Annotated in this window: 12 protein-coding genes and 1 pseudogene; 3 read left to right on the forward strand and 10 right to left on the reverse strand. The window is 55.7% G+C overall.

What is annotated here, in order from left to right; translation table 11 throughout:
• Positions 1–6 precede the first annotated feature (6 nt).
• Complete coding sequence (locus MMC1_RS19475; RefSeq protein ID WP_011712117.1) at positions 7–3,978, reverse strand: ELWxxDGT repeat protein; 3,972 nt, start codon at positions 3,976–3,978, stop codon at positions 7–9.
• On the reverse strand, positions 3,975–4,700 hold the full coding sequence (locus MMC1_RS02195; RefSeq protein WP_011712118.1) for a helix-turn-helix transcriptional regulator: 726 nt from the start codon (positions 4,698–4,700) through the stop codon (positions 3,975–3,977). The genes MMC1_RS19475 and MMC1_RS02195 overlap by 4 nt, the downstream gene beginning before the upstream one ends.
• Positions 4,701–4,901: 201 nt before the next feature.
• On the opposite strand from MMC1_RS02195, the gene MMC1_RS02200 reads away from it, so the two are divergent.
• Entirely contained in the window at positions 4,902–5,888 is a 987-nt protein-coding gene (locus MMC1_RS02200) for an AraC family transcriptional regulator (protein WP_041640641.1), read from the forward strand.
• An 18-nt stretch (positions 5,889–5,906) separates the two neighbouring features.
• On the opposite strand, the gene blaOXA is transcribed toward MMC1_RS02200, so the two are convergent.
• The 8 genes and pseudogenes from blaOXA to MMC1_RS22105 all read right to left on the reverse strand — a co-directional run.
• A complete protein-coding gene (gene blaOXA, locus MMC1_RS02205; RefSeq protein ID WP_011712120.1) occupies positions 5,907–6,722 on the reverse strand; it encodes a class D beta-lactamase in 816 nt (271 codons plus the stop codon).
• Between the two features lie 9 nt (positions 6,723–6,731).
• Complete coding sequence (locus tag MMC1_RS02210; RefSeq protein WP_011712121.1) at positions 6,732–9,413, reverse strand: response regulator; 2,682 nt, start codon at positions 9,411–9,413, stop codon at positions 6,732–6,734.
• Positions 9,410–10,309 carry a substrate-binding periplasmic protein gene (locus MMC1_RS02215; RefSeq protein WP_011712122.1) on the reverse strand — a complete coding sequence of 300 codons (900 nt, stop codon included), beginning with the start codon at positions 10,307–10,309 and terminating at the stop codon, positions 9,410–9,412. Before MMC1_RS02215 ends, MMC1_RS02210 begins: the two co-directional genes overlap by 4 nt.
• 85 nt (positions 10,310–10,394) lie before the next feature.
• The gene (pabB, locus tag MMC1_RS02220; protein WP_011712123.1) at positions 10,395–12,155 is read right to left on the reverse strand and encodes an aminodeoxychorismate synthase, component I; all 1,761 of its coding nucleotides are present in this window, start codon (positions 12,153–12,155) and stop codon (positions 10,395–10,397) included.
• Between the two features lie 200 nt (positions 12,156–12,355).
• On the reverse strand, positions 12,356–13,243 hold the full coding sequence (locus tag MMC1_RS02225; RefSeq protein WP_011712124.1) for a CoB--CoM heterodisulfide reductase iron-sulfur subunit B family protein: 888 nt from the start codon (positions 13,241–13,243) through the stop codon (positions 12,356–12,358).
• 15 nt (positions 13,244–13,258) lie between these two features.
• On the reverse strand, positions 13,259–14,245 hold the full coding sequence (locus tag MMC1_RS19480; protein ID WP_011712125.1) for a succinate dehydrogenase/fumarate reductase iron-sulfur subunit: 987 nt from the start codon (positions 14,243–14,245) through the stop codon (positions 13,259–13,261).
• A 17-nt stretch (positions 14,246–14,262) separates the two neighbouring features.
• A complete protein-coding gene (locus tag MMC1_RS02235) occupies positions 14,263–15,951 on the reverse strand; it encodes an FAD-dependent oxidoreductase (protein ID WP_041640653.1) in 1,689 nt (562 codons plus the stop codon).
• Between the two features lie 560 nt (positions 15,952–16,511).
• Positions 16,512–16,844, reverse strand: a pseudogene (locus MMC1_RS22105) (IS66 family transposase); the annotation flags it as partial.
• A 301-nt stretch (positions 16,845–17,145) separates the two neighbouring features.
• Here MMC1_RS22105 and leuS point away from each other — a divergent pair.
• Both leuS and lptE read left to right on the forward strand, forming a co-directional pair.
• Positions 17,146–19,725: a leucine--tRNA ligase gene (gene leuS, locus MMC1_RS02245; RefSeq protein WP_011712127.1), complete on the forward strand. Its 2,580-nt coding sequence runs from the start codon at positions 17,146–17,148 to the stop codon at positions 19,723–19,725.
• Between the two features lie 3 nt (positions 19,726–19,728).
• Positions 19,729–20,244, forward strand: coding sequence for an LPS assembly lipoprotein LptE (lptE, locus tag MMC1_RS02250; RefSeq protein ID WP_011712128.1), 516 nt, complete (start codon positions 19,729–19,731; stop codon positions 20,242–20,244).
• Positions 20,245–20,560 lie beyond the last annotated feature (316 nt).

Consider the following 20,560-nt stretch of genomic DNA (forward strand, 5'->3'; position numbering starts at 1 on the left):
TTTGTCTTAGCCGAACCGAACCGCGGCCAGACGGGCTGCGGCCTTGAGTTGTTGGGTAAAAGCGGGCTTACCTGTGAGGGTTTCTACCAGCTTGTGGGTCGCTGCATCGCGCAACGCCCCAGAGCGTTCCGTCTGCCCGTTGATGCGCACGGTGATGATGGCCTCGTTACCGAGGTTGTCACGGGCGATAATTTTTACCACCGTTGTCCCTTTGAGGTCGGCTGGGGGGGAGCCGCTAAGGGTGCCGGAACGAGAATCAAAATTAAGCCACGAAGGAAGCGGTTGACCGTTAATGCGGGCAGCGGTTAGCACCACAACCGCATCAGTGCGGGTATGGGCAAAGGCATCCGCCGGCAAAGAGACCCGCACCACATCATCGACCATGTCTGGCGCCAAAATCTCGGGGTGCAGCGCAATGAGACCTTCTACCGCAGGCCCCCCTTGGCTAGCGGTGACCACAGGCACCCGAAAACCACCTAATTCTGTAGATACGGTAAATTGTGCTGTCATCACCACCGGGACGACCGAGGCCGCCGAGGCCGGGAGCGCCGCCGGGGCCGTGCGTGCAGCGTCGCTCGCGGCTGGTGGGGTAGCACGTAGCGAAACCGCAGGTAAGGGTATAAAAGATTGGGACGGCGCGTTGTCGCGAAGCACGGTCACGGTGCTCTCCCCCACTGGAGCCACCACCACCGGCGGCGGGGCGGATGGTGGTGCGGGTGGTGCGGGTGGTGCGGGCAATGGCTGTGCCGCAGAGGTCGGTGACGGTACATGCACCACCGCCACCACTAAGTTATGGTCGGCACTGGTATTGCCGTCGGTGGCTCGCACGCTCAGGGTATAGAAGGGTGTGTTGCTAAAATCAAACTTGCTGGCATCGGCCACTGTGATGACACCGGTGGCCGCGTTAATGGCAAACAGCCCGCTGGCATTGCCACTTTGGATCGACCATGTGACCCCGCTGTTATCTCCCGTTGCCACCGGTGTGGCCACAACGGCTCCAGCGGTGCTGTTATCATTCAGGCTGACGGGAGCAAGGGCTGTCCAGGCGGGGGCAGCGTCGGTTACTGTAATCACCACATCCTGGGTGTGGGTACCGTTGTCATCGGTGGCGCTGAGGGTGACGGTATAGGCGTTGGAGCTGGCCGCGCTGGCCAATGCCTCGAAATCAGGCGCAGCCTTGAAGGTGACTGCCCCAGAGCTTCCGTCAATATTGAATTTGGCACCATCCGTGCCGCCAATGGCATAACTAACCGTGCCACCGCTGGTGGTGGCCGCCGCCGTGTAGACGATACCCGTGCCGTTTTCGGCGAAGGTGGCCGTTGCTCCAGAGGTAAAGGTCGGCCCCGGCGTCACATGGGTGACGGTGACCGTGATGTCATGGTCGGTGTTGGTGGTACCATCGCTTGCCCGCACCGAGAGGGTGTAGCTCGGTGTGGTGGCATGGTCAAACTTGGTGGCATCGGCGATGGTGATCGCGCCAGTGCTGGCATTGATCGCAAACAGACCGCTGGCGTTGCCACCCTGGATGGACCATGTAACACTGGTGGTGTCACCGGTACTGCTCGGCGTCGCTACCGAGGTACCGTTCGCACTGGTATCCGCAACCTCCACAGCGCTTTGTGACCAGATGGGAGCAACGTTATGGACCAAAACCTGTAACGCCTTATCCATGCTGCCGCTCGTATCCGTAGCGGTGATGGTGAGTTCGTAATAGTTGGATCCAGCGGCACTGGCTGGTGTCTCGTAATCGGGTATCGACTTAAAAGTCACCACACCCGTCGCGGCGTTAATATCAAACTTGTCGGCGTCTGCCCCGCCAAGTGTGAAGATGACCTCGCCGTCGGCATTGGCGTAGGCTGTGAATACCGTGCCGCCGCCGTTCTCGCTAAACACGGCATTCCCCGAGGAAGAGAAGATCGGGCCGTAATAGTTGTCCTCACTCTGACTGGTGGTTCTGCCACTGAAATAGAGCTTACCGTTGAAAACCGTTAAATATTGGGGAGATGAGCTGTAGCCACCGCTATGGATATTTTTGACCTGCGTGGTACCAGCCGAGGTGCCGTCACTGCGCCAAAGCTCATTACCAGTCAATCCATCTTGCGCACGGAAATACAAATTGTTATTGTACACAGCTGGATAATAAAATTTATCATTGCCGCTGCCATAGATATTGATATTCTTTACAACTCCTGCTGACGCTCCATCTGAAAAGTAGAATTCTTCATTGAAGTCGGTGTTGCTCGATGAGAAATAGAGAATACCGTTCATGCCGATCAGGAATTGTGGTGTACTATTAAAACCACCGGCGACCGAAACGGTACTGGCAAAGGTCCCGCTGGTTGTTAGAATTTGACTGGCGGTGCCATCATAGGCGGTAAAATAGACATCCCCACCCACGGCAGTAAAATTTAGCGGGCTGCTGTCACCACCTGCGTTAACATCGGCCAGCATGACGGTCCCATCTGCTGTGCCGTTTGTTACCCAGGGTTCGATTCCGTGGCTACCATCACTGGCCGCGAAGTAAGCCTTACCGTTGATCACCGTAAAAAATTGGTAGGGGGTGTAGAGCGTCAAACCGCTGCTGGGACCGGGCCTGACATCCTTCACCAGCGTGGTACCGGCGGCTGTGCCGTCGCTGACCCAAACCTCTAAACCATTGCTATTGCTATCCTTCGCCGCCAGCACAAGTTGGGTGCCCAGATTCTCCAAAGCAGAAACACCACCCGTTGAGCCAGGAAAAATATCGGTTACGGCCGAGGCGGTGTTACCAACCGGGTCGTAAACACACAGCTCTGATCCCTGAAAGGGAACGTCACCAATAAAATAGACCTTGCCCGACAAAACGGTAAGGGCAACTGGATTGGTGATGCCCGCCGTGGTCGCGGCTGTGACCTTAACCGTACCACTGGAAGTTCCATCCGAACGCCACAGTGCCGCACCACTGCCATCGTTCGCGGAAAAATAGAGAATGTCATTGCAGACCACGGCATATTGAATGGAGCTACTGTTGGAACCAGGATTAATATCCTTAACCAACGTAGTCCCAGCCGTTGTGCCGTTCGTGCGCCACAACTCGGAGCCGTGGGAACCATCGATCGCTTGAAAATAGAGGTAGCCACCCATGACGGTAAAGGATCGCGACACCGTGGAGTCACGTTCGGAGGTTCCCTCAATAGGGGTGGGATAACTATCTCCAGATGTTCCGGTAATATCCTTGACCAATTGGGTGCCGTCCGAGGTCCCGTCTGTGCTCCACAACTCAATTCCACGCAGCAGACCGGTAAAGTCTTGCAAGCGTTCCCCATCAAAGTAGGTGGTGGCGGCGTCCACATTGCCCCGCTCCAGTACCCAATCGCCACCGCTGGCGGCGTTGCCGGTGGCATCGTCAGAGGCGGCCACCGCTCGTCCGGCGATGTCCGATATGAGCGATACCAGCATATCGCCCTGGACGGAGCCTGCCACCTCGCAGCCCAGCAGGTCAATATGCCCGTCCTGGTTGAGCATCGTGCCGATTTCCGTCCAGAATGCCCGTGCCTCGCCATTGGCGGCAAGGCTTGCCAAGTCCATGGGCAGTGCCTCTGTGATGTCCAGTGCCCCGGTCCCGGCGTTGTGGGTGGCAAAAGCGATACTGTCTGCCTCTCGCCCATCTAACGCTTGCGCAATTTTTTCCAGGATAGCCGCGCCACTGTCGTTAAACGCGTCATAGCGCACAACCACAACCCCCTCTTGAGCAGCCGCCGCCAAATCGTCACCATCGGCCACATTGGAGGCTACCAGCAACACCCGGATCGGCGGCGTGGCGACGGCCCCCGGTACCTCGGGCACGCTTACATACATGGTGGCATCTTGTGTATCTACGGTGGCATCTTGGCTTGCATGGGTGGCATCTATGGCACCGGCACCGTCGAACATCCAGCGGGGCTCCAGAGCCAGCAGGCCCAAAGCCGTTCTGCGATGGGTAGATTTATGGTCAGTCATGGCTGTACCTCCAGCACTCTGTACGAACGCGCCTTGGTAGGCGAGATTCCAAACTTTTTGGTGAATGCGGCCGTAAAGGCCGACAAATGGGCATAGCCCAACGCAGTTGCAATGTCGGCCATGGAGAGGTCGTCAGCCGTGACCAACTCTAGCCCCCGGCCTAAACGCCAGTCAGCCAGCCATGCCGAGACACTCAGTCCAAAAGCCTGCCTGAACTCCGCGCCTAATTTGCGCTGCGTGACACCCACCATGCGGGACAACGCTGCCATGGTGGGCATATGAAGAGGATCCCGCGCTAAGATGCGGCGGGCGGCGAACGCCGCAGTGAACCGGCCTTGAGCGTGTGGTCGTGCTAAGAGTTCAACAAAAAGCTCCACGACCTTTGCCCTTAAAAACATACTGCGACCAGCATCGTTATAACCGGACTTTAAGATTTCAAGCGCAACACGTCGCACCAGTACCGGGTTATTGATGTGGAATTTCGTCATTTTGCCGGTCAAAATCCCATTTTCGATGGGTACGTTTTGTAACAAGCTTCGCCATTCATCCTTAGTCAAATGCACCAAGAGCGCCGCTTTAGTCCTGCTGTGACCGCTATCCGACTTTGGAAGATAGGTGTGTAGGTGAATTTCGGCGTAGGGAAACGGCATTGATGAAACCCCTTCGATCACACCGATCTCAACGCCATCACCCACGCTAAAGTAGTGCCGTTCTTGCTCCATGATTCCCTCACTGAGCTTGACATTGCAGAAATTTATAGGGGAGTATGGCAGTCAAAACAAGCATCCTGGATTTCGATGTTTTGCCAGATTTTATGATCATTTGCGCGGTCGTTATCCGTGGCTCGATGGTGTGCGGGTGATGATGGCCTTGAAAAGGCTCCGGTTGGCGGCTTCCTCCGTGACCGGATAGGGATGGAGCGCATGAAAGATAAAGAAACCCCAATCTTGTCGCGTGAGTGGTCTCTAGACAGCGGCTACAGTTCAAACCAATTACCCGAAGAGGCTCATCCTGGTTTTCCCCCACATGTTGGTCAAGAGACGTTATCCCACATTGACCTAGGAGAGGGATGCGATGCGTTCCACTATCGCGGTCAAGCCTTCCATCGCCTTCACATCAAGGTACGCATCGAAACCGACGAACCCTTTTTGATGATCCGGGCACCTTTAGCCGGGGTAGCCAACTTCAATTTTGAGGGGGTCGGTCAGACAGAGGATTCACCTGACCGCATCAACCTATTTGTACATGGCAATCCCGAGGATGCCTGTATCTCCACCCACCCAGCCCACGAGGCCATGGATGTGGTGGGGATTATGCTCTCGGCCTCCCGCTTGCTGTCGTTGTGCGATGGGATGAAACTCCCCCGTCCCCTTGAGGCACTATCCGGCCCCCATGCCGCCAATGCCATGGCCAGTTTGACCATGTCTACCACCAGCAGACGCCTCTTTAAGGCGTTGGTCGCAACCCCATATGCGGGCGCTCTTTCCAGGCTCTATGGCGAGAGCAAACTGATGGAGATTGCCGCCGCCATCCTCACCGATCTTGGCGCACAGGCACAGGAGAGCACACGACTGCTGGGGAAAGAGCAAGCTAAGATCAAGCAGGCCTGCGAGTATTTGCGCTCCAAATTGACGGATCTGCCATCCCAGGAGAGACTGGCCAACCTTGTGGGATTGTCACAGCGCCAATTGGCGACTGCCTTCCGCCAATTTACCGGAATGACCATGCCGGAATGGATTTTGGAACGTAGGATGGAGATGGCCGCCGACATGCTGCGTTCTGGGGAGTTGGCCATCAAGCAGATCGCCTTTCAACTGGGATATGCACAGGTAAGTGGTTTTACTACGGCATTTAGCCGTCATTTTGGCATGGCACCCGCCGATTTCAGGAAATCGATAAGTGGGACGTAAGCTGCGTCCATATCCAGGCTAGGGCAGGGCGGCTGCGTGGTCCACGATAATCTGTTTGGTGCGCAGACCAGCCATGACCAGTTGTTGACGTAGGGGGAGCTGATCGGGGTTGGTTATCTCCATGTTAAGGGCAAACAACCATACCCCCGATGGGCTCTCCACATAGCCCACATACCAGCCAACCTGGGGGATAACACCGCTGCCCCAGCCGGTTTTAGCATAGAGGCTGTAACGGTCGGTCTTTTCAACCTGCATCATCTGCTTGAGCAAGTGATAGTACGGCGGGGCGATGGTAAAGCCTTGATGATAAAGGTTCCGTAAAAATGTAACCTGCTCCCGCGCACTGATCTTTAGATCACCCTTTAACCAAAAAGTGGACAACTCTGGACCCAGCTTGGCCGTGCCATAGGCCATTTTTTGCAGATAATCCTGGTAGGCCAAGCCGCTAATTCGGTTGGTAAGCTCTTGATAACACCAGACACAAGAGACCTTAAAGGCGGTAGCTAGGGTGTGATTTTGGTTCCACGCGGCATAGCTACGGTGCTGACCATCCCAAATAAACACCTCCTGGGGGTAGATCGCCATCTCTTGTAAGGCAATCAGGGTATGGGGAATCTTAAAGGTTGAGGCGGGTACAAAGCGCTGAGCAGCGCGGCTGCTGTTGTGTTCAAACTGCTTTTCACCATCCAATGAGGCGATAACCAGGGTTCCCTTAACCCCCTGTTGTGTAAAGAGCTCGGCCAGTTGGGCATCATTGGCCCAAGCACCCACGGCCCCCCCCAAGAGTAGGTGTAGGGTAAAAAGACAACGTTGCCAAAATCGCCACCTAAACATCGAGCGCTCCTAGGATTGGTTGGTTTCTAGCGCAGGTAGATGGTGGTGTAGCGCTTTGAAAAGGGTGTCTCGCTTAATCGGTTTGGTCAAAAAATCATCGCAACCCGCCGCCATGGCATTTTGATGGTCACTGGCCATGGCGTGGGCGGTTAAAGCCACAATAGGGGTGTGTGGCCGCTGCTCACGCCGCTCCTGCTTGCGAATGTGGCGTGTGGCGGTTAAACCGTCCATGAGCGGCATCTGGATATCCATTAATACCAGATCATAGTGGTTTTGTTGCCACTTTTCGATGGCTTCTAGACCGTTACTGGCGAAATCTAGAATATACGGAGATTTTTTAAGATAGGTGCGAATCAGCAGCCGATTGTCTTCGCTATCCTCCACCACCAACACGTTTGCCTGGGTAAGTAGGGGTGTTGCTCCCTCGGTATGCCCCACGAATGGGGTCTGGTAGAGGGATGATGTGTCAGAAATGCCCTTTAATAACGGATAGATCTGCTCAGCTTGAACCGGAGTGTTAAGGTAGTGTATGCCCAATGGTGTGGTGCGGTCCAGCAGGGAACCCCTGACTTTGTTGGTTAGAATAACCGTGCGTTTGGCCAGCTTGGGATAGTGGGCCAGGTGTTGTTCCAAATGGTTTAAGCCGGCGCTATTGAGGGTACCGCAGTTCATGACGATACCATCCAGCGATGCGTCCAACTGGGCCAAACAGGCCGTGGGTTGGCGACAATCTCCCCCTAGAATAACGGTTGCACCCGCCTGCTCAAGCAGCGTTTGCATGCGGTCGCGGTTTTCTACATCGCTGTGTATCAGTAAAATTCGCTGCTGCTGTAAGAGGGTGGCGGGGGGCGGGTATAGGGGTTCCAGTACATCCCATCTGGCGGTGACAGGCAGGGTGAAAAAGAAGTGGCTACCTTTACCCAACTGACTATCAACCCCAATTTTACCCCCCATCATCTCCACCAAGCGCTTAGAGATGGTAAGCCCCAAACCACTGCCCCCATAACGGCGGGTGATGGAGCCATCGGATTGGGTGAACGCATCAAAAATTAGGGATTGCTTCTCTTGGGCGATGCCAATACCAGTATCCTTCACCGAGATACGGATCCAACTGGCCACCGGCGTTTCTAACCGCTCGGTTTCAACACGAATAAGCCCCTGTTCGGTAAATTTAATGGCGTTGCCCAGCAGGTTAAACAGCACTTGCCGAACGCGCCTGAGGTCGCCATGCATAAGGGTGGGCAAAGTGTCGGGTAGGTTGCACTCAATGGGCAAGCCCTGCTGGTTGGCGGTAATGGTGTTGACTTCCACGACGCTGTGAATAAGACCCACTAGGTCATACGGTGCGTGTTCCAGTTGAAATTCACCGGCTTCAATCTTAGAGAGATCCAGCACATCGTTGATCAAATCCAAAAGCGTATGCGCCGCCTGCTGAGAGACCATGGCATAGTGTTTTTGCTCGGTGGTTAAAGGGTCATCCAGCAATACCTCGCCCATGCCGATGATGGCATTGAGCGGGGTGCGAATCTCATGGCTAATGACCGCCAAAAAATCACTCTTGGCACGGCTGGCAGATTCCGCCCGCTCTGTGGTGGTACGCAGGCGCCGCTCTAAATCCTTCTGCGCACTAATATCCAGCAGAAAGCCCCCTAAGTGGGTAAACGTCCCCGGTTTATCGCCGGATAGGGGCGAGGACATATCCCGTACCCAAACCGTACGGCCATCTGCCGCAAGCATGCGGTACTCCATACTATGTTCCCTAGGCTGGGCCAGAATACGCTCCATACTGGTTAGGGTGGCAAGGCGGTCGTCGGGATGAATGCGGCTCTGCCATACCGCCAGATCTAACCAGCTTTCAGGGGGGTAACCGAGCAAAGTGTAGATTTGGGGGCTGATATACTCCAAACGTTTTTTCGTCAGGTTAAGGCGCCAACCCACCGCCCGGGTGGACTCTAATAATGTGCGCAGGCTCTCTTCACGGCTTTTGAAATCCTGATAGACGGTGCGAATTTTATGATGCATGCCCAATAGGGCATCGGTAATGGTGTCCAACTCGTCGGTGTGATGGGAAGGCGCACGTAATACAATGGAGTCAGGTGGGGGCTGCTCCAGATCCACACTACTGGCATAGTGGGCCAACTGGCCCAGATAGCGGATCACCCACAGGTGAAACAGCAGCAGCAGTAATAAAGCGACCGCAGTGATTTTTAGCGCATTGCTGGCAAGCATAAAGGGGATACTGTGGATAAGCCTTGCACGGACCCGATCGACACTGGCAACCACCCGCAGTGAACCAAGCTCCTGAATGGTGTCGCCATAAGGGTAGTTCAAGGGAAAATGGCGGGTAATGTAGTGAGCCGAGCTCACAATGCCGCGATACCACTGCATGGTGCCTTCGACAAAGATCGCCGCCTGATCCAGATCTGGCAGCTGCATGATGCCCTCTAAATGAAGCCTGATCTGCTCATTGTCCTCTACCCACACCGCATGGGAGAGGGCTTTAAGACGGCTCTGCTGGACCATTTCTAAACTGCTTTGAATACGGTTAATCCCGCCTTGATAATCATCATACAGTTGGAACCCGGTAGCCAGCAGGGTGATCAAGGAACTGACACCGATCATCACGAGGGTCAAGCGCCGTCCAATAGGTCGATCCACCTTGCGGGGCTGGTTGTGGTGAAAAACGCTCACGGCGTTACAATCGGTGCGATGAGGGGTTGTAAAGTGTGCGCAAAGATTGCCTGGTAAGTGCCATCTTGTTTCATCTGTTGCAGGGTAGCGGCCAGGGGTTTGACTAAATCACGATGGTTACGGTGTAGAAAAAGATACATGGGCTGGCTGGCCAATGGCGGGTTGACCAAATAGAGCGGCTGCATGCCGATTTGGCTAGCCGCAGCGAGCCCTTGCCACTTCTCCACCACCACCACATCAACCCTATTTTTGGCCAACAGCGTCAACAACTGAACGCTATCTTGGGTGCGTACGGTGGACTTGGTGGTGCGAATGGCATGATCGAGAATGATCCAGCCACGATTATAGGCAACATGGTAGGGGGCCAGCTCCGCCCAGCTATGGGGTTGCATCGAAGGGGTGCGGGTAAAGGCAGAAAAATCCCAGGCCATGATGGATTCAGGCACCGCAACAAGATTAGACAGATGGGCATCTTCCAACAGGCTGGCAATACGGCCGACTGTGCCATCATCCACACCACGGTTGGCCATGTGCAGGGAGGGTTTGCCCGCCAGATGCGTCAAAGAGATACGTAGGTTCTGTCGGCAAAAGGCCTCCAGCGTAAGCAAATCCTGAAAACCAGTAAAGCTATCATTACTTAAAGGGTTTGACGAAGTGGTGTTTAAGCGCAAGCTGGCTTTAAGGGTATGCCATTTTTCGCCACATAGACAAGGAGCTGGGTGGTGTTCGGTTAAAGCGGAGTGATCGCCGTCCAAGTGCTGAAAAGCGTCCATTCCCGCGCAAAAGTCGTAGAATGGGCTGTCCATTGGTATCTGTAGAATATCATGAGCTTGGGCACTGGAAAACAGTGCCACAGCATAGAAAAAACTAAGCAGATAACCCAATGCTAACCGCATGGACCACACCTCCTGCTTTCACTCTAACAGAATCTGCGGTGAAATGGCTAATGCGCAATCTTTTGTAAGAAGCAGAACAGCTCGGTTAGAACGTGGAAAATGAGTGATAGCTCACCCACGGATCGGTGCAGGTGTGTAGGGAAAGTACGCTTTGTTCCCCCTGTAAGGCATTGCCAACGCGCATCTGCTGGGCCTGTTGTAGATCTGCTAGGCTAAGGGAACGGGGTGTGGCACCATAGTGGGCCAAAGCATGACGCCGCCAGAGGCTATCCAATAGGCCATCCTGTAAGGGTGGGGCGTACCACTGCCCATGGCATTGCAGCAGTATGGCGCGGATGGCGCACTCGGTAACATGGCCGTGGGTATTCACAAACAGGACATCATCAAAACCCTGGGCGCGGGCTTGGCTGAGGGCTTCATTAAAAAGGGTGCGGCGGCTGGTTTTATAGCGCAGCAAGGGATCTTCGCCATCCACCGCATGGGGGTAGATCCACAATTTAAGACCATGCTGCGGCTGGGGTCGTGGTGGCGTGGTATATTCTAGAAAGCCGCTACTGTGTAAGGCCAGCCTGACCATGTGAGGCTTTTGGACGAGGGCGGTATCCACCAAATCCTGGGCAGTCTGGGCGTTAAAGGGGATGCCCAATGCCGCCGCCGCGTGCCGCATGCGTGCCATATGCTGGGTTCGCCAGGGAATCATACCAGCGTCTGCCACGCCCATGGTTTCAATTAAGCCCGGTGCCTCTAGGGTAGGCGGGTTGGTAAGAAACCCCCCTTTGTGGGCCAACTCCTGCCACTCGTCCAGGGGTTGCGAATCCGCCACAATGCCGCCCCCCAAGCCAAGCAGTGGCGGGGTGTGGCCCTGCTGCTCTAGGGTACGAATGGCCACATTAAACAGCGCCTCACCACCAGGGCGAATGACCCCTACACAGCCGGTGTAGAGGCTACGGGGTTGGGGCTCAAGGCTTTTGATGATCTCCATGGTGCGTTTTTTTGGGGCGCCGGTAATGGAGGCCGCTGGAAAGAGCGCTTCAAACAGGTGGGCCAGATCCAACCCCTCGCGCAGACGCCCCTCCACCCGGCTTTCAAGATGGTGTACCGTGGCAAAACTGCGGCGGTTTTTTAGGTGGGGTACCCGAATGGTGCCTGTCTCACAAACGCGGCCCAAATCATTGCGGGCCATATCCACAATCATAATATGTTCGGCGGCATCCTTGCTGGCTTGGCTGAGTGCCATGGCCAGTTGCTGATCCTCAGCTAGGGTCTCACCACGGGGGCGGGTGCCTTTGATGGGTGCGGTGGTCACAAGCGAACCCTGCCGGTGGAGGAACAGTTCGGGGGAGAGAGAGGCCACGCTGGTCCCAGGGCTCTCCAGCCAGATGGCATAGGGGAAACGATAACGCGCCTGCCGATCTAAAAAGAGATCCAACAAGGTACCCTCAAAGTGGGGCAGGGCGCGCACCGTGTGGTTCACCTGATAGGTGTCCCCCGCATGGATAAAGTCCAGTATGCGCTTCAGATCTTGGTCATACCGCGCTTGCTGGATTAAGAGCTCCAGGGTGACTGGGGGCGGGGTGGGCAGGTGGGGGTAACAGGCTGGCTGGGGGGGCGCATAACAGCCAAACCAAGCCAAGGGTTGCGTGGTGGGGTGCACCGGCAGATCCCAGGCGCAGGCGGCCTCGTAACGCACATAACCAGCAACCCAGTGGCCTTGATGCGCCTGGACATCGGCCCAACGCAACAGCGGGGCCACCTGCTCGGCCTGCTCCGCTTGGCGCTGGGCAAAGGGTTTATCAAACTGTAAGGGCTGGCCCCAGGGGGCAACATCGACCCAGAGTGCAGGCATGGCAATGTTGTGTAGGGTTAGGGTGAGTGATGCCGGCTAGTATGGCAGAGGCCAACCCCGCTGCCAATGGGTGAGATGGCAGGGCTGATGAGCGGCTGCCCGATGCAAGGCGGTGGGGCAGGGGAATGCCGAGATGGAAAAGGCCGGTTCAAGGATGTTGAACCGGCCTTTTCGCACACACACATGAGCCTCGTCGCTGCTTACAGCACACCACGGGCAACCAACTGGGGACGGGGGCTAACGTGCAGGCGGTTAAGACCCAGACGTTTTTCATCCAACCCCATGGCACATCCGAGCAACTGGGCAAAGTTCATCTCGGGCAGGCCAACCTTTTTACCCACACTCTTTTCGGCAATACCCTGGTAAGAGCCCATGGCCATGTCGCACAGGGTGCAGGGGGTGATCATTACATCGGCCCCGGCCTCCTTGGCGGAGGTGGTGTTGTTAAACACCATCTGCCGCATCTCTTTTGCGTCGGAGAGCATGACATGGAAACCACAGCACTTATCCCGTCCGTCAAAACGCACCGGATTGCCCCCCATCAACTCAATGAGGGTCTCCAGATGTTTGGCCTTCTCGCCCGCTTCGGCCTCAAAAATCTCCGCCGGCCGTAACGAATGACAGCCATAGAAGGGGGCAACCCGCAGACCATTGAGGGGCTTTTTAATCTTGCTTTTCAGCACATCCGCCTCAACATCATCCACCATTACCCAAGCCAAATGCTTGATCTTAACGGTGCCCTTATAGGGGGCCACACCACTCTTTTTTAACACCTCATTGATGCTGTCCAACAGCTCGTCATCATTTTTAAGACGATGGTTGGCCTGACTGAGGGTCTGCAAACAGGTGTTGCAGATGGTGGCGATATCCATGCCCATCTCTTCGGCTTCGACAAAGATACGGGCCGCTACTGCCAGGGCAAAGGCAGGTTTGGTTTCACGCAGACTCACCGCACCGCAGCAGGTGGCTTTTTTCATACGGTGCAGCTTAATGCCCAACTCTTCACACACCGCTTCAGCGGCCCAATCGGCCTCCTTTTGGGTCTGTTGAGCGGCACAGCCGATATAGTAAGCAAAATTCATCGTCATTAGCATTTCCTCCGATCACTCAGGAACGGCATTTTCAGCTTTGGTTTCTACGTCAAGTGGATTTTTTTCCAACGCGTCGTAGATCGCCTGTACCTCACCAAGATTGGCAATCTTGTGGGGGAAGGGCGAAGGAATTTTACCCTTTTTGGCCAAGTGCAGCGCAGCGCCCATCTCACCCAAGGCACCCAATACCCCCAGGGTGCGGTTTAGAATAAACGCTTCGTTCAAGCTGCCGTTGCTGGTGATATCACCATGAAACGCCTGGGCATGTTTGGCCCCATAGCCGCTGACATTGCCGGCATCCATCGCACGGGTACGTAGCTTGACGATGGCCTCCATGGGTTTAACATCCTTGGGGCAGACCATCACGCACATGGTGCAGCGCGAACAGGACCAGATGCCGTGATCTTGCGAGAGCACCCGCAGCCGCTCCCGTTTGTTCCCCTCGCGGGGGTCGGAGACAAACCGGAACGCCTTCGCCAGCGCCGCTGGACCGATAAACGCATCGGAGACCTCGGCCATGGTGCAGTCGGAGAAGCAGCAGGCGCACATGATGCACTGGGTCACATGGTTAACCTGATCAAAGGCGGTATCATTGACCTCGGTTGCGCTCTCAGCCCCCTCTTGTAGGTAGGGTTTGATCTGATGCACTTTGTTGAAAAATTTGGTGATGTCCACCACCAAATCCTTGAGCACCGGCGAGTTTTGCTGGGGGGCAATTTGCACGGTGTTATTTTCGTCCACCACTTCACCAATCTGGGTTTTACAGGCCAGACGGGTTTTGCCACCAATGCGCATGGCGCAAGAGCCGCAGATGGCCGAACGACAGGACTGACGGAAAGTGAGTGAGCCGTCCTGATTGCCTTTAACATCTTCTAGCAGGTTGAGAACGGGGGTCAAAGGGGTGGCCTTGACCTGGAACTCGTCCCATTTGGTTTCCAGTGTGCCGTCATCGCGGCGCACGTTGCGTTGAATGCGCAGGGTGTAAACCTGATCGCTCATGAGCTACCTCCTTGGGATCAGTAAGACCGCACCGCGAGTTTATAGGCATCTTTGCCCACGGTACGTACCGCTTCATAAGAGAAGGCGGTGGTCTGGGCATCGTTATCCCACTTGGTTATGGTGTGCTTACGCCAGTTCTCGTCATCCCGTTCGGGGAAGTCAACACGAGAGTGGGCACCCCGGGACTCGGTGCGGTTGATGGCACCAGCGATGATGGTCTCGGCCAGATCCACCAAGTTTTGCATCTCCATAGCCCGCAGCAGATCGACATTAAACACTTTGGATTTGTCATCCAAGTGCATGGTGGTGAGATCTTGGCGCAGGGTGGGGATAAGATCCGCCGCCTTTTGAATGTTATCTGGGTGACGGAAGACGCTGACATAGGCGTTCATGGACTCACCCAAGCGTTCACGGATCGAGGCCGGGCGCACCCCCTTGTTAGGACGGTCGACCAGCTGGGCAATGTTATCCTTAACCGCCTGAACTTCGCTTGCGGGCAGGGTCGGCATCTCCATGGAGCCAAGCTTGGCACCCAGTTCACGACCGGCGATGTAGCCAAACACAATGGTATCCAACAGCGAGTTGCCCCCCAAGCGGTTGGCACCGTGTACGGAGACACAGGCCGACTCACCTGCGGCCCACAGGCCGGGCAGGATGGTTTCACCATACTTATTGGTACGAATGCCACCCATGGAATAGTGGGCGGTGGGGCGTACTGGAATGGGGGTATAGACTGGATCGACCCCCTCTAGGTCACGGGCCAGTTGGCGAACCTGTGGCAGGCGCTCATTAATTTTTTGCGCACCCAAGTGGCGCAGATCCAAGAAGATGGCACCATCCACCCCGCGCCCTTCAAGAATTTCGGTCTGTTCCGCCCGGGAAACCACATCGCGGGAGGCCAGCTCCAGCTTATTGGGGGCGTATTTGGTCATGAAGCGGTCGCCATCTTTATTGATGAGATAGCCCCCTTCACCACGGGCCCCTTCCGTGACCAGAATGCCGGAGTAGCGTAGGCCGGTGGGGTGAAACTGCACAAACTCCATATCGCACAGGCTGGCACCGGCCCGGTAGGCCAGGGCCATACCATCGCCAGTGCTGGCGGTGGCATTGGTGCTGGTGAGGAACACCCGCCCATAACCACCGGTGCAGAGCAGGGTGACTTTGGCTTGCACACCAAACACCTCACCCTTTTTAATATCGTAGGCCACGACACCGGCGATGCGGCCATCCACATTGGAGATTTTCAGGATCTGGCACTCTTCGTAGACCCGCACCCCAGCCTTGACCAACTGCTCCCACAGGGTATGCAGCAGCACTTGCCCGGTGCGGTCGGCGGCGTAGCAGGTGCGGTCGAAGCTGGCGGCCCCAAAGGGGCGTTGCGCAATCAAGCCATCTTCCAGACGGGAGAAGGGGGTGCCCATACGGTCCATTTCCAGCACCGAATTGGGGGCCTCTTGGCACATCAGTTCAATGGCATCCTCATCACCGATAAAATCGGACCCTTTTACGGTATCGTAGGCGTGGGATTCCCAGGAGTCTTTGGGGTTAATGGCTGCGTTAATGCCCCCTTGGGCTGCGCAGGAGTGGCTGCGTAAGGGGTGCACTTTGGAGATGACGGCAACGTCAACCCCCGCTTTGACCGCTTCAACAGCGGCCCGCATGCCTGCCAATCCCGCACCGACAATAATCAGGTCGTGCTTGTACATAACACCTCCGGTTCTCATCTCCCCACAGTCATGCCTGTGGGGTCGAGCATCAAGATCCGCCAGGATGTCGGTGTGGCGGATGGAAAACGCCGAAACGGTCTAGCAAAAACCGATGGCGGGGAATTAAGGTCTCGATTGTGGCCTGAATAGCGTAGAACACCAAATTTAAAAAACCAATGCCCAGGATTGCTGGGGCTGATACCTGACAGTTGAGGATGTAATGTTTTTTTGTGCTTTAAAGACAATAAAACATCTTGTCACTGTACTATTTAAAGTGGCTTCCACAACGTATTGGCGCAGTGTGCGCCTGTTGAGAGCAGATAGCAACCCTTTACTTTATGGAATAATCTAAAAAAGTGATTATAGCTCAACATGTTATTATTCATTATAAATGAGGGGCATTCCCATAATTATTGATGCGGTGTAAGTGAATCTGGTAAGAGACGCAAAATCCGTGGGTTGCTGTATGGTGTACGCTGTACATATAAAAATTTTCTCCATTCGCATTGTAACCATTGACCACGCCCTCCCTGAAGGTGGTGTCGTGAGCAGGGAGGGGCCATGAAGTTCGGCCCTTTTCCCTGGAACAGGTTTTCAGCGTCTGGGTCGCTGAGACGCCGTTTTTCCGGCAGGTGGAGCGGAAGCTGTGGATACGGCAAAAGGTTGCGGCTCCTACCTGAGAACGGAAACAGCCAGAGATCCTCTGGTAGAGCTTGGTTATGCGCAGGTCGTTCTTGGCTGGGTTGTTCGAAAAGGGGAGATCGGGGCTGTCCAGGAACAGCAGGAGGCCATGTTCATGGCTACGCAAGCGTTGTCAGAAGGTTTCTGGAGTTGCTGCGTTTGAGTCTACCCCGTTTGCCTTTGCGGTGGTACTGGTCGGGTGGTGGGCATTCGGTAAAAGGCGAAAGCGGAATGGGTTTGGCTTGGCTGGAGATTTCTTTAAAATACGCGAAAAACCGTAGCAAGGATTTTTTGTCCGACAGGGCGGTGAATGGATACATTCCATTCACAGAACCGCACAGTACCACAGATTGCCCATCGCTGTAGAGTGGGTGCAACGCATGGCGGGAAAATTGCCGATCGGGGTGAACTGTGGTACAAATGGCTGCTTGCCCACCGCTACGGGGCGGCGCACCCTGTCTCTGGGTGGGTGGAGACTCCCACATCACCGAATAACCGAAAAGTTGGCGATCCATGGACCAAAAGTACAATCCCCAAGCGATAGAATCCAAATGGCAGAAGATCTGGCACCAGCAAAAAACTTTCGCCACCCCCGAAAATCTGGGGGATAAGGAGACCTTCTATCTATTGGTGATGTTCCCCTATCCCTCGGGGCGTATCCACATGGGCCATGTGCGTAACTACGCCATTGGTGATGTCATTGCCCGCTATCAGCGTATGCAGGGCAAAGCTGTGCTGCACCCCATGGGCTGGGACGCCTTTGGCATGCCCGCCGAAAATGCCGCTGCCCAGCGCAAGGTACACCCCCGCGATTGGACCTATGAAAACATTGCCACCATGCGCGAAGAGCTTAAAAGCATGGGGCTCTCTTACGATTGGGATCGTGAGTTTGCCACCTGTGATGAAGATTACGCCCACGCCGAACAGGTGCTCTTTTTGCGGCTCTATGAAAAAGGCTTGGTCTACCGCAAACACGCCTTTGTAAATTGGGATCCTGTGGATCACACCGTGCTGGCCAACGAACAGGTGATTGATGGCTGTGGTTGGCGCAGTGGTGCCCCGGTGGAGCAGCGCGAGCTCAACCAGTGGTTTTTCCGCATCACCCACTATGCCGACGAGTTGCTGGATAATCTCCAACATATGGATGGTTGGCCGGAAACGGTGCGCACCATGCAGACCAACTGGATAGGCAAAAGCCACGGGGTGGAGTTTGCCTTTGCGTTGGAGGGCTATCCAGGCACCCTGCCGGTCTACACCACCCGCCCCGATACCCTGATGGGGGTTACCTTCTGCTCGGTGGCTGCCGAACACCCCATTGCGGCGGCGGTGGCAGAGAATAACCCAGCCGCAGCGGCCTTCATTAAGACGTGTCAAGGGGTGGGTACCTCGGAAGAGGCCCTGGAAAAGCTGGAAAAAAAGGGATTTGATACAGGCATTAAGGCCATCCACCCCATCACCGGCGAATCCTTGCCCGTCTATATTGCCAATTTTGTATTGATGAGCTACGGCACCGGTGCCGTCATGGCGGTGCCGGCCCACGATCAGCGGGATTTTGAATTTGCCAAAAAACATGGCATCGAGATCAAAGTGGTGATCCAGCCCGAAGGGCAGACTCTGCACGCCGAGCAGCTGAGCGAGGCCTATACCGGTCCGGGTCGATTGGTCAACTCGGGTCTGTTTACCGGAATGGACAATGAGCAGGCCAAGCAGCGGGTCGCCGAATATTTTGAGGCCCAAGGGATCGGCAAGGGCACCATCAACTATCGTCTGCGGGATTGGGGCATCAGCCGCCAGCGCTACTGGGGCAACCCCATCCCCATGGTGCATTGTGCAGCGTGTGGTGTGGTGCCGGTACCGGTGGCACAACTGCCGATCCAACTGCCCAATGAGGTGGATTTTAGCGAGCCGGGCAATCCCCTGGAGCGGCACCCAAGCTGGAAAACGTGTGACTGTCCCCAATGTGGCCAGCCCGCCCGCCGCGAAACCGATACCATGGATACCTTTATGGAGTCCTCCTGGTATTTTCTGCGTTACTGTTCGCCCCACATGGGTGGAGTCCCGTTGGACAAGGCTGCGGTTGATCGCTGGATGCCGGTGAACCAATATGTGGGCGGCATTGAGCATGCGGTGCTGCATCTGCTCTACGCCCGTTTTTTCCACAAGGCGCTGCGGGATATTGGCGAAGTAAGCTGCGACGAACCCTTTGCCCGGTTGCTGACCCAGGGCATGGTACGCAAGGATACCCACCGCTGCGCGCAGCATGGCTGGCGCTACCCCAAAGAGGTGCAAGAGCGTGACGGCGCATTATACTGCATCGAGTGTGGTGGGGCCGTTACGGTGGGTCGTAATGAAAAGATGTCCAAATCCAAGCACAATGTGGTGGACCCCAATGATCTGATCGCGGGCTATGGGGCAGATACGGCGCGTCTGTTCATGTTGTTTGCCGCACCCGCAGATCGGGATTTGGAGTGGAACGACAGTGGTGTGGATGGGGCATGGCGGTTTTTGGGTCGGGTCTGGCGCTTGGTACTGGCAGCCATCGAGCGCTGTGGTGAGCGCCAAGCTTGCACCACCACCCCGGCTGATGAGCAGCTGAAAGCCTTTCGTAGCCAGCTACACAACACCATTGTCAAGGTGACGGAGGATCTTAATCGCCAATCCTTCAATACCGCCATAGCGGCGGTGATGGAGATGAGCAACGGTGCCATCGCCACCTTTAAAGGAGAGGATAGATTAACCGGCGAGGCGTCCGCGCTGCTGTGGGAGACCGCGCAGGTAACGGTAAAATTATTGCATCCCTACGCCCCCCATATGACCGAGGAGTTATGGCAGCGTATGGGCGAGCAGAGCCTGCTGAGCGATACCCCATGGCCGCTGGCTGATGCGGCAGCATTGGTTAAGGAGCGTGTGTTGATCGTGATTCAGGTCAACGGTAAATTGCGTTCTAAGCTTGAGGTGCCGGTGGATATGGCACAAGAGGCTATAGAAAAGCTGGCTCTGGCCGATGAACATGTTAAAGTGCAGACGGAGGGTAAAACCATACGTAAAGTGGTGGTGGTGCCCGGTCGATTGGTTAACATTGTGGCGAACTAAGATATGAACGTGACTCTGCGGTTATTGCTGATCCTATCCTCCCTGTTTCTGAGCGCCTGTCTGGGCTATCGTTTTCCTGGTTCGGCGGCCCCCGCGGGTGAGGGCTTGCCCCCGGTGCTGGTGCAGGTTAAGGGGGATGGGGCATACAGTCATCCACGCCTTGCGCGGATGTTGCAAGAGCAGTTGCAACAGCGTTTGGGGGGCACCCCCAGTGGGGATAAGCGCACTTGGCCGGTGCTTATTGTGGAGATGAGCACGCTGGAGCGGGTGCTGCGGGTGCAGGAGCAGTCGGGTCGTTCGGACCACTACCGCATTACCGCCAGCGCCCAACCCAGTTGGCAGATCGGCGGGCAGACGGCTCTGCCCAAATTGCCCATGGTTAAAGCGCGGGCCAACTACTACGAAATGCAGGCTGCCACCACCAACCAAGCGGCTTCCGACCTGGCGCGGGAAGAGGCGATTAAACAGTTGGTGGCGTCGCTGGCCACGGTATTATATGAAACGCCTCATCTCCCCTAGGAGAAAAATGGCGGCATCCAGCCCGTGGTGGGTGGTATGACAGCATGAGACCCCTAAAAAAAGAGCACCTCCGTTGTGGAGGTGCTCTTTTTTTAGGGGTATGGTGGTATGGGATTGCTCCATGCGATTCCCCAAATCAGCGCCATGTGGATGACGGGTAAAGTGCGTTTAAATCGGAAAAATAAGCACTTGGTTTAGGGGTCTGCATGGCGCGTGTGGTAAATGAGGGTGTCTATTTACGCCATACTGACAGTAGGGTAGCGCAGCTATGGGGATTGGCCCGCTGTGTGTTAGCATGGGGACCCTCTTTGGCCGC

The sequence above is a fragment of the Magnetococcus marinus MC-1 genome (assembly GCF_000014865.1).
Classification (GTDB): domain Bacteria; phylum Pseudomonadota; class Magnetococcia; order Magnetococcales; family Magnetococcaceae; genus Magnetococcus; species Magnetococcus marinus.

Excerpts from the sequence above, each read along its gene's own strand:
- MMC1_RS19475 (WP_011712117.1), bottom strand. The coding sequence starts at position 3,978 with ATGACTGACCATAAATCTACCCATCGCAGAACGGCTTTGGGCCTGCTG.
- MMC1_RS02195 (WP_011712118.1), bottom strand. The coding sequence starts at position 4,700 with ATGGAGCAAGAACGGCACTACTTTAGCGTGGGTGATGGCGTTGAGATC.
- MMC1_RS02200 (WP_041640641.1), top strand. The coding sequence starts at position 4,902 with ATGAAAGATAAAGAAACCCCAATCTTGTCGCGTGAGTGGTCTCTAGAC.
- blaOXA (WP_011712120.1), bottom strand. The coding sequence starts at position 6,722 with ATGTTTAGGTGGCGATTTTGGCAACGTTGTCTTTTTACCCTACACCTA.
- MMC1_RS02215 (WP_011712122.1), bottom strand. The coding sequence starts at position 10,309 with ATGCGGTTAGCATTGGGTTATCTGCTTAGTTTTTTCTATGCTGTGGCA.
- pabB (WP_011712123.1), bottom strand. The coding sequence starts at position 12,155 with ATGCCTGCACTCTGGGTCGATGTTGCCCCCTGGGGCCAGCCCTTACAG.
- MMC1_RS02225 (WP_011712124.1), bottom strand. The coding sequence starts at position 13,243 with ATGACGATGAATTTTGCTTACTATATCGGCTGTGCCGCTCAACAGACC.
- MMC1_RS19480 (WP_011712125.1), bottom strand. The coding sequence starts at position 14,245 with ATGAGCGATCAGGTTTACACCCTGCGCATTCAACGCAACGTGCGCCGC.
- MMC1_RS02235 (WP_041640653.1), bottom strand. The coding sequence starts at position 15,951 with ATGTACAAGCACGACCTGATTATTGTCGGTGCGGGATTGGCAGGCATG.
- leuS (WP_011712127.1), top strand. The coding sequence starts at position 17,146 with ATGGACCAAAAGTACAATCCCCAAGCGATAGAATCCAAATGGCAGAAG.
- lptE (WP_011712128.1), top strand. The coding sequence starts at position 19,729 with ATGAACGTGACTCTGCGGTTATTGCTGATCCTATCCTCCCTGTTTCTG.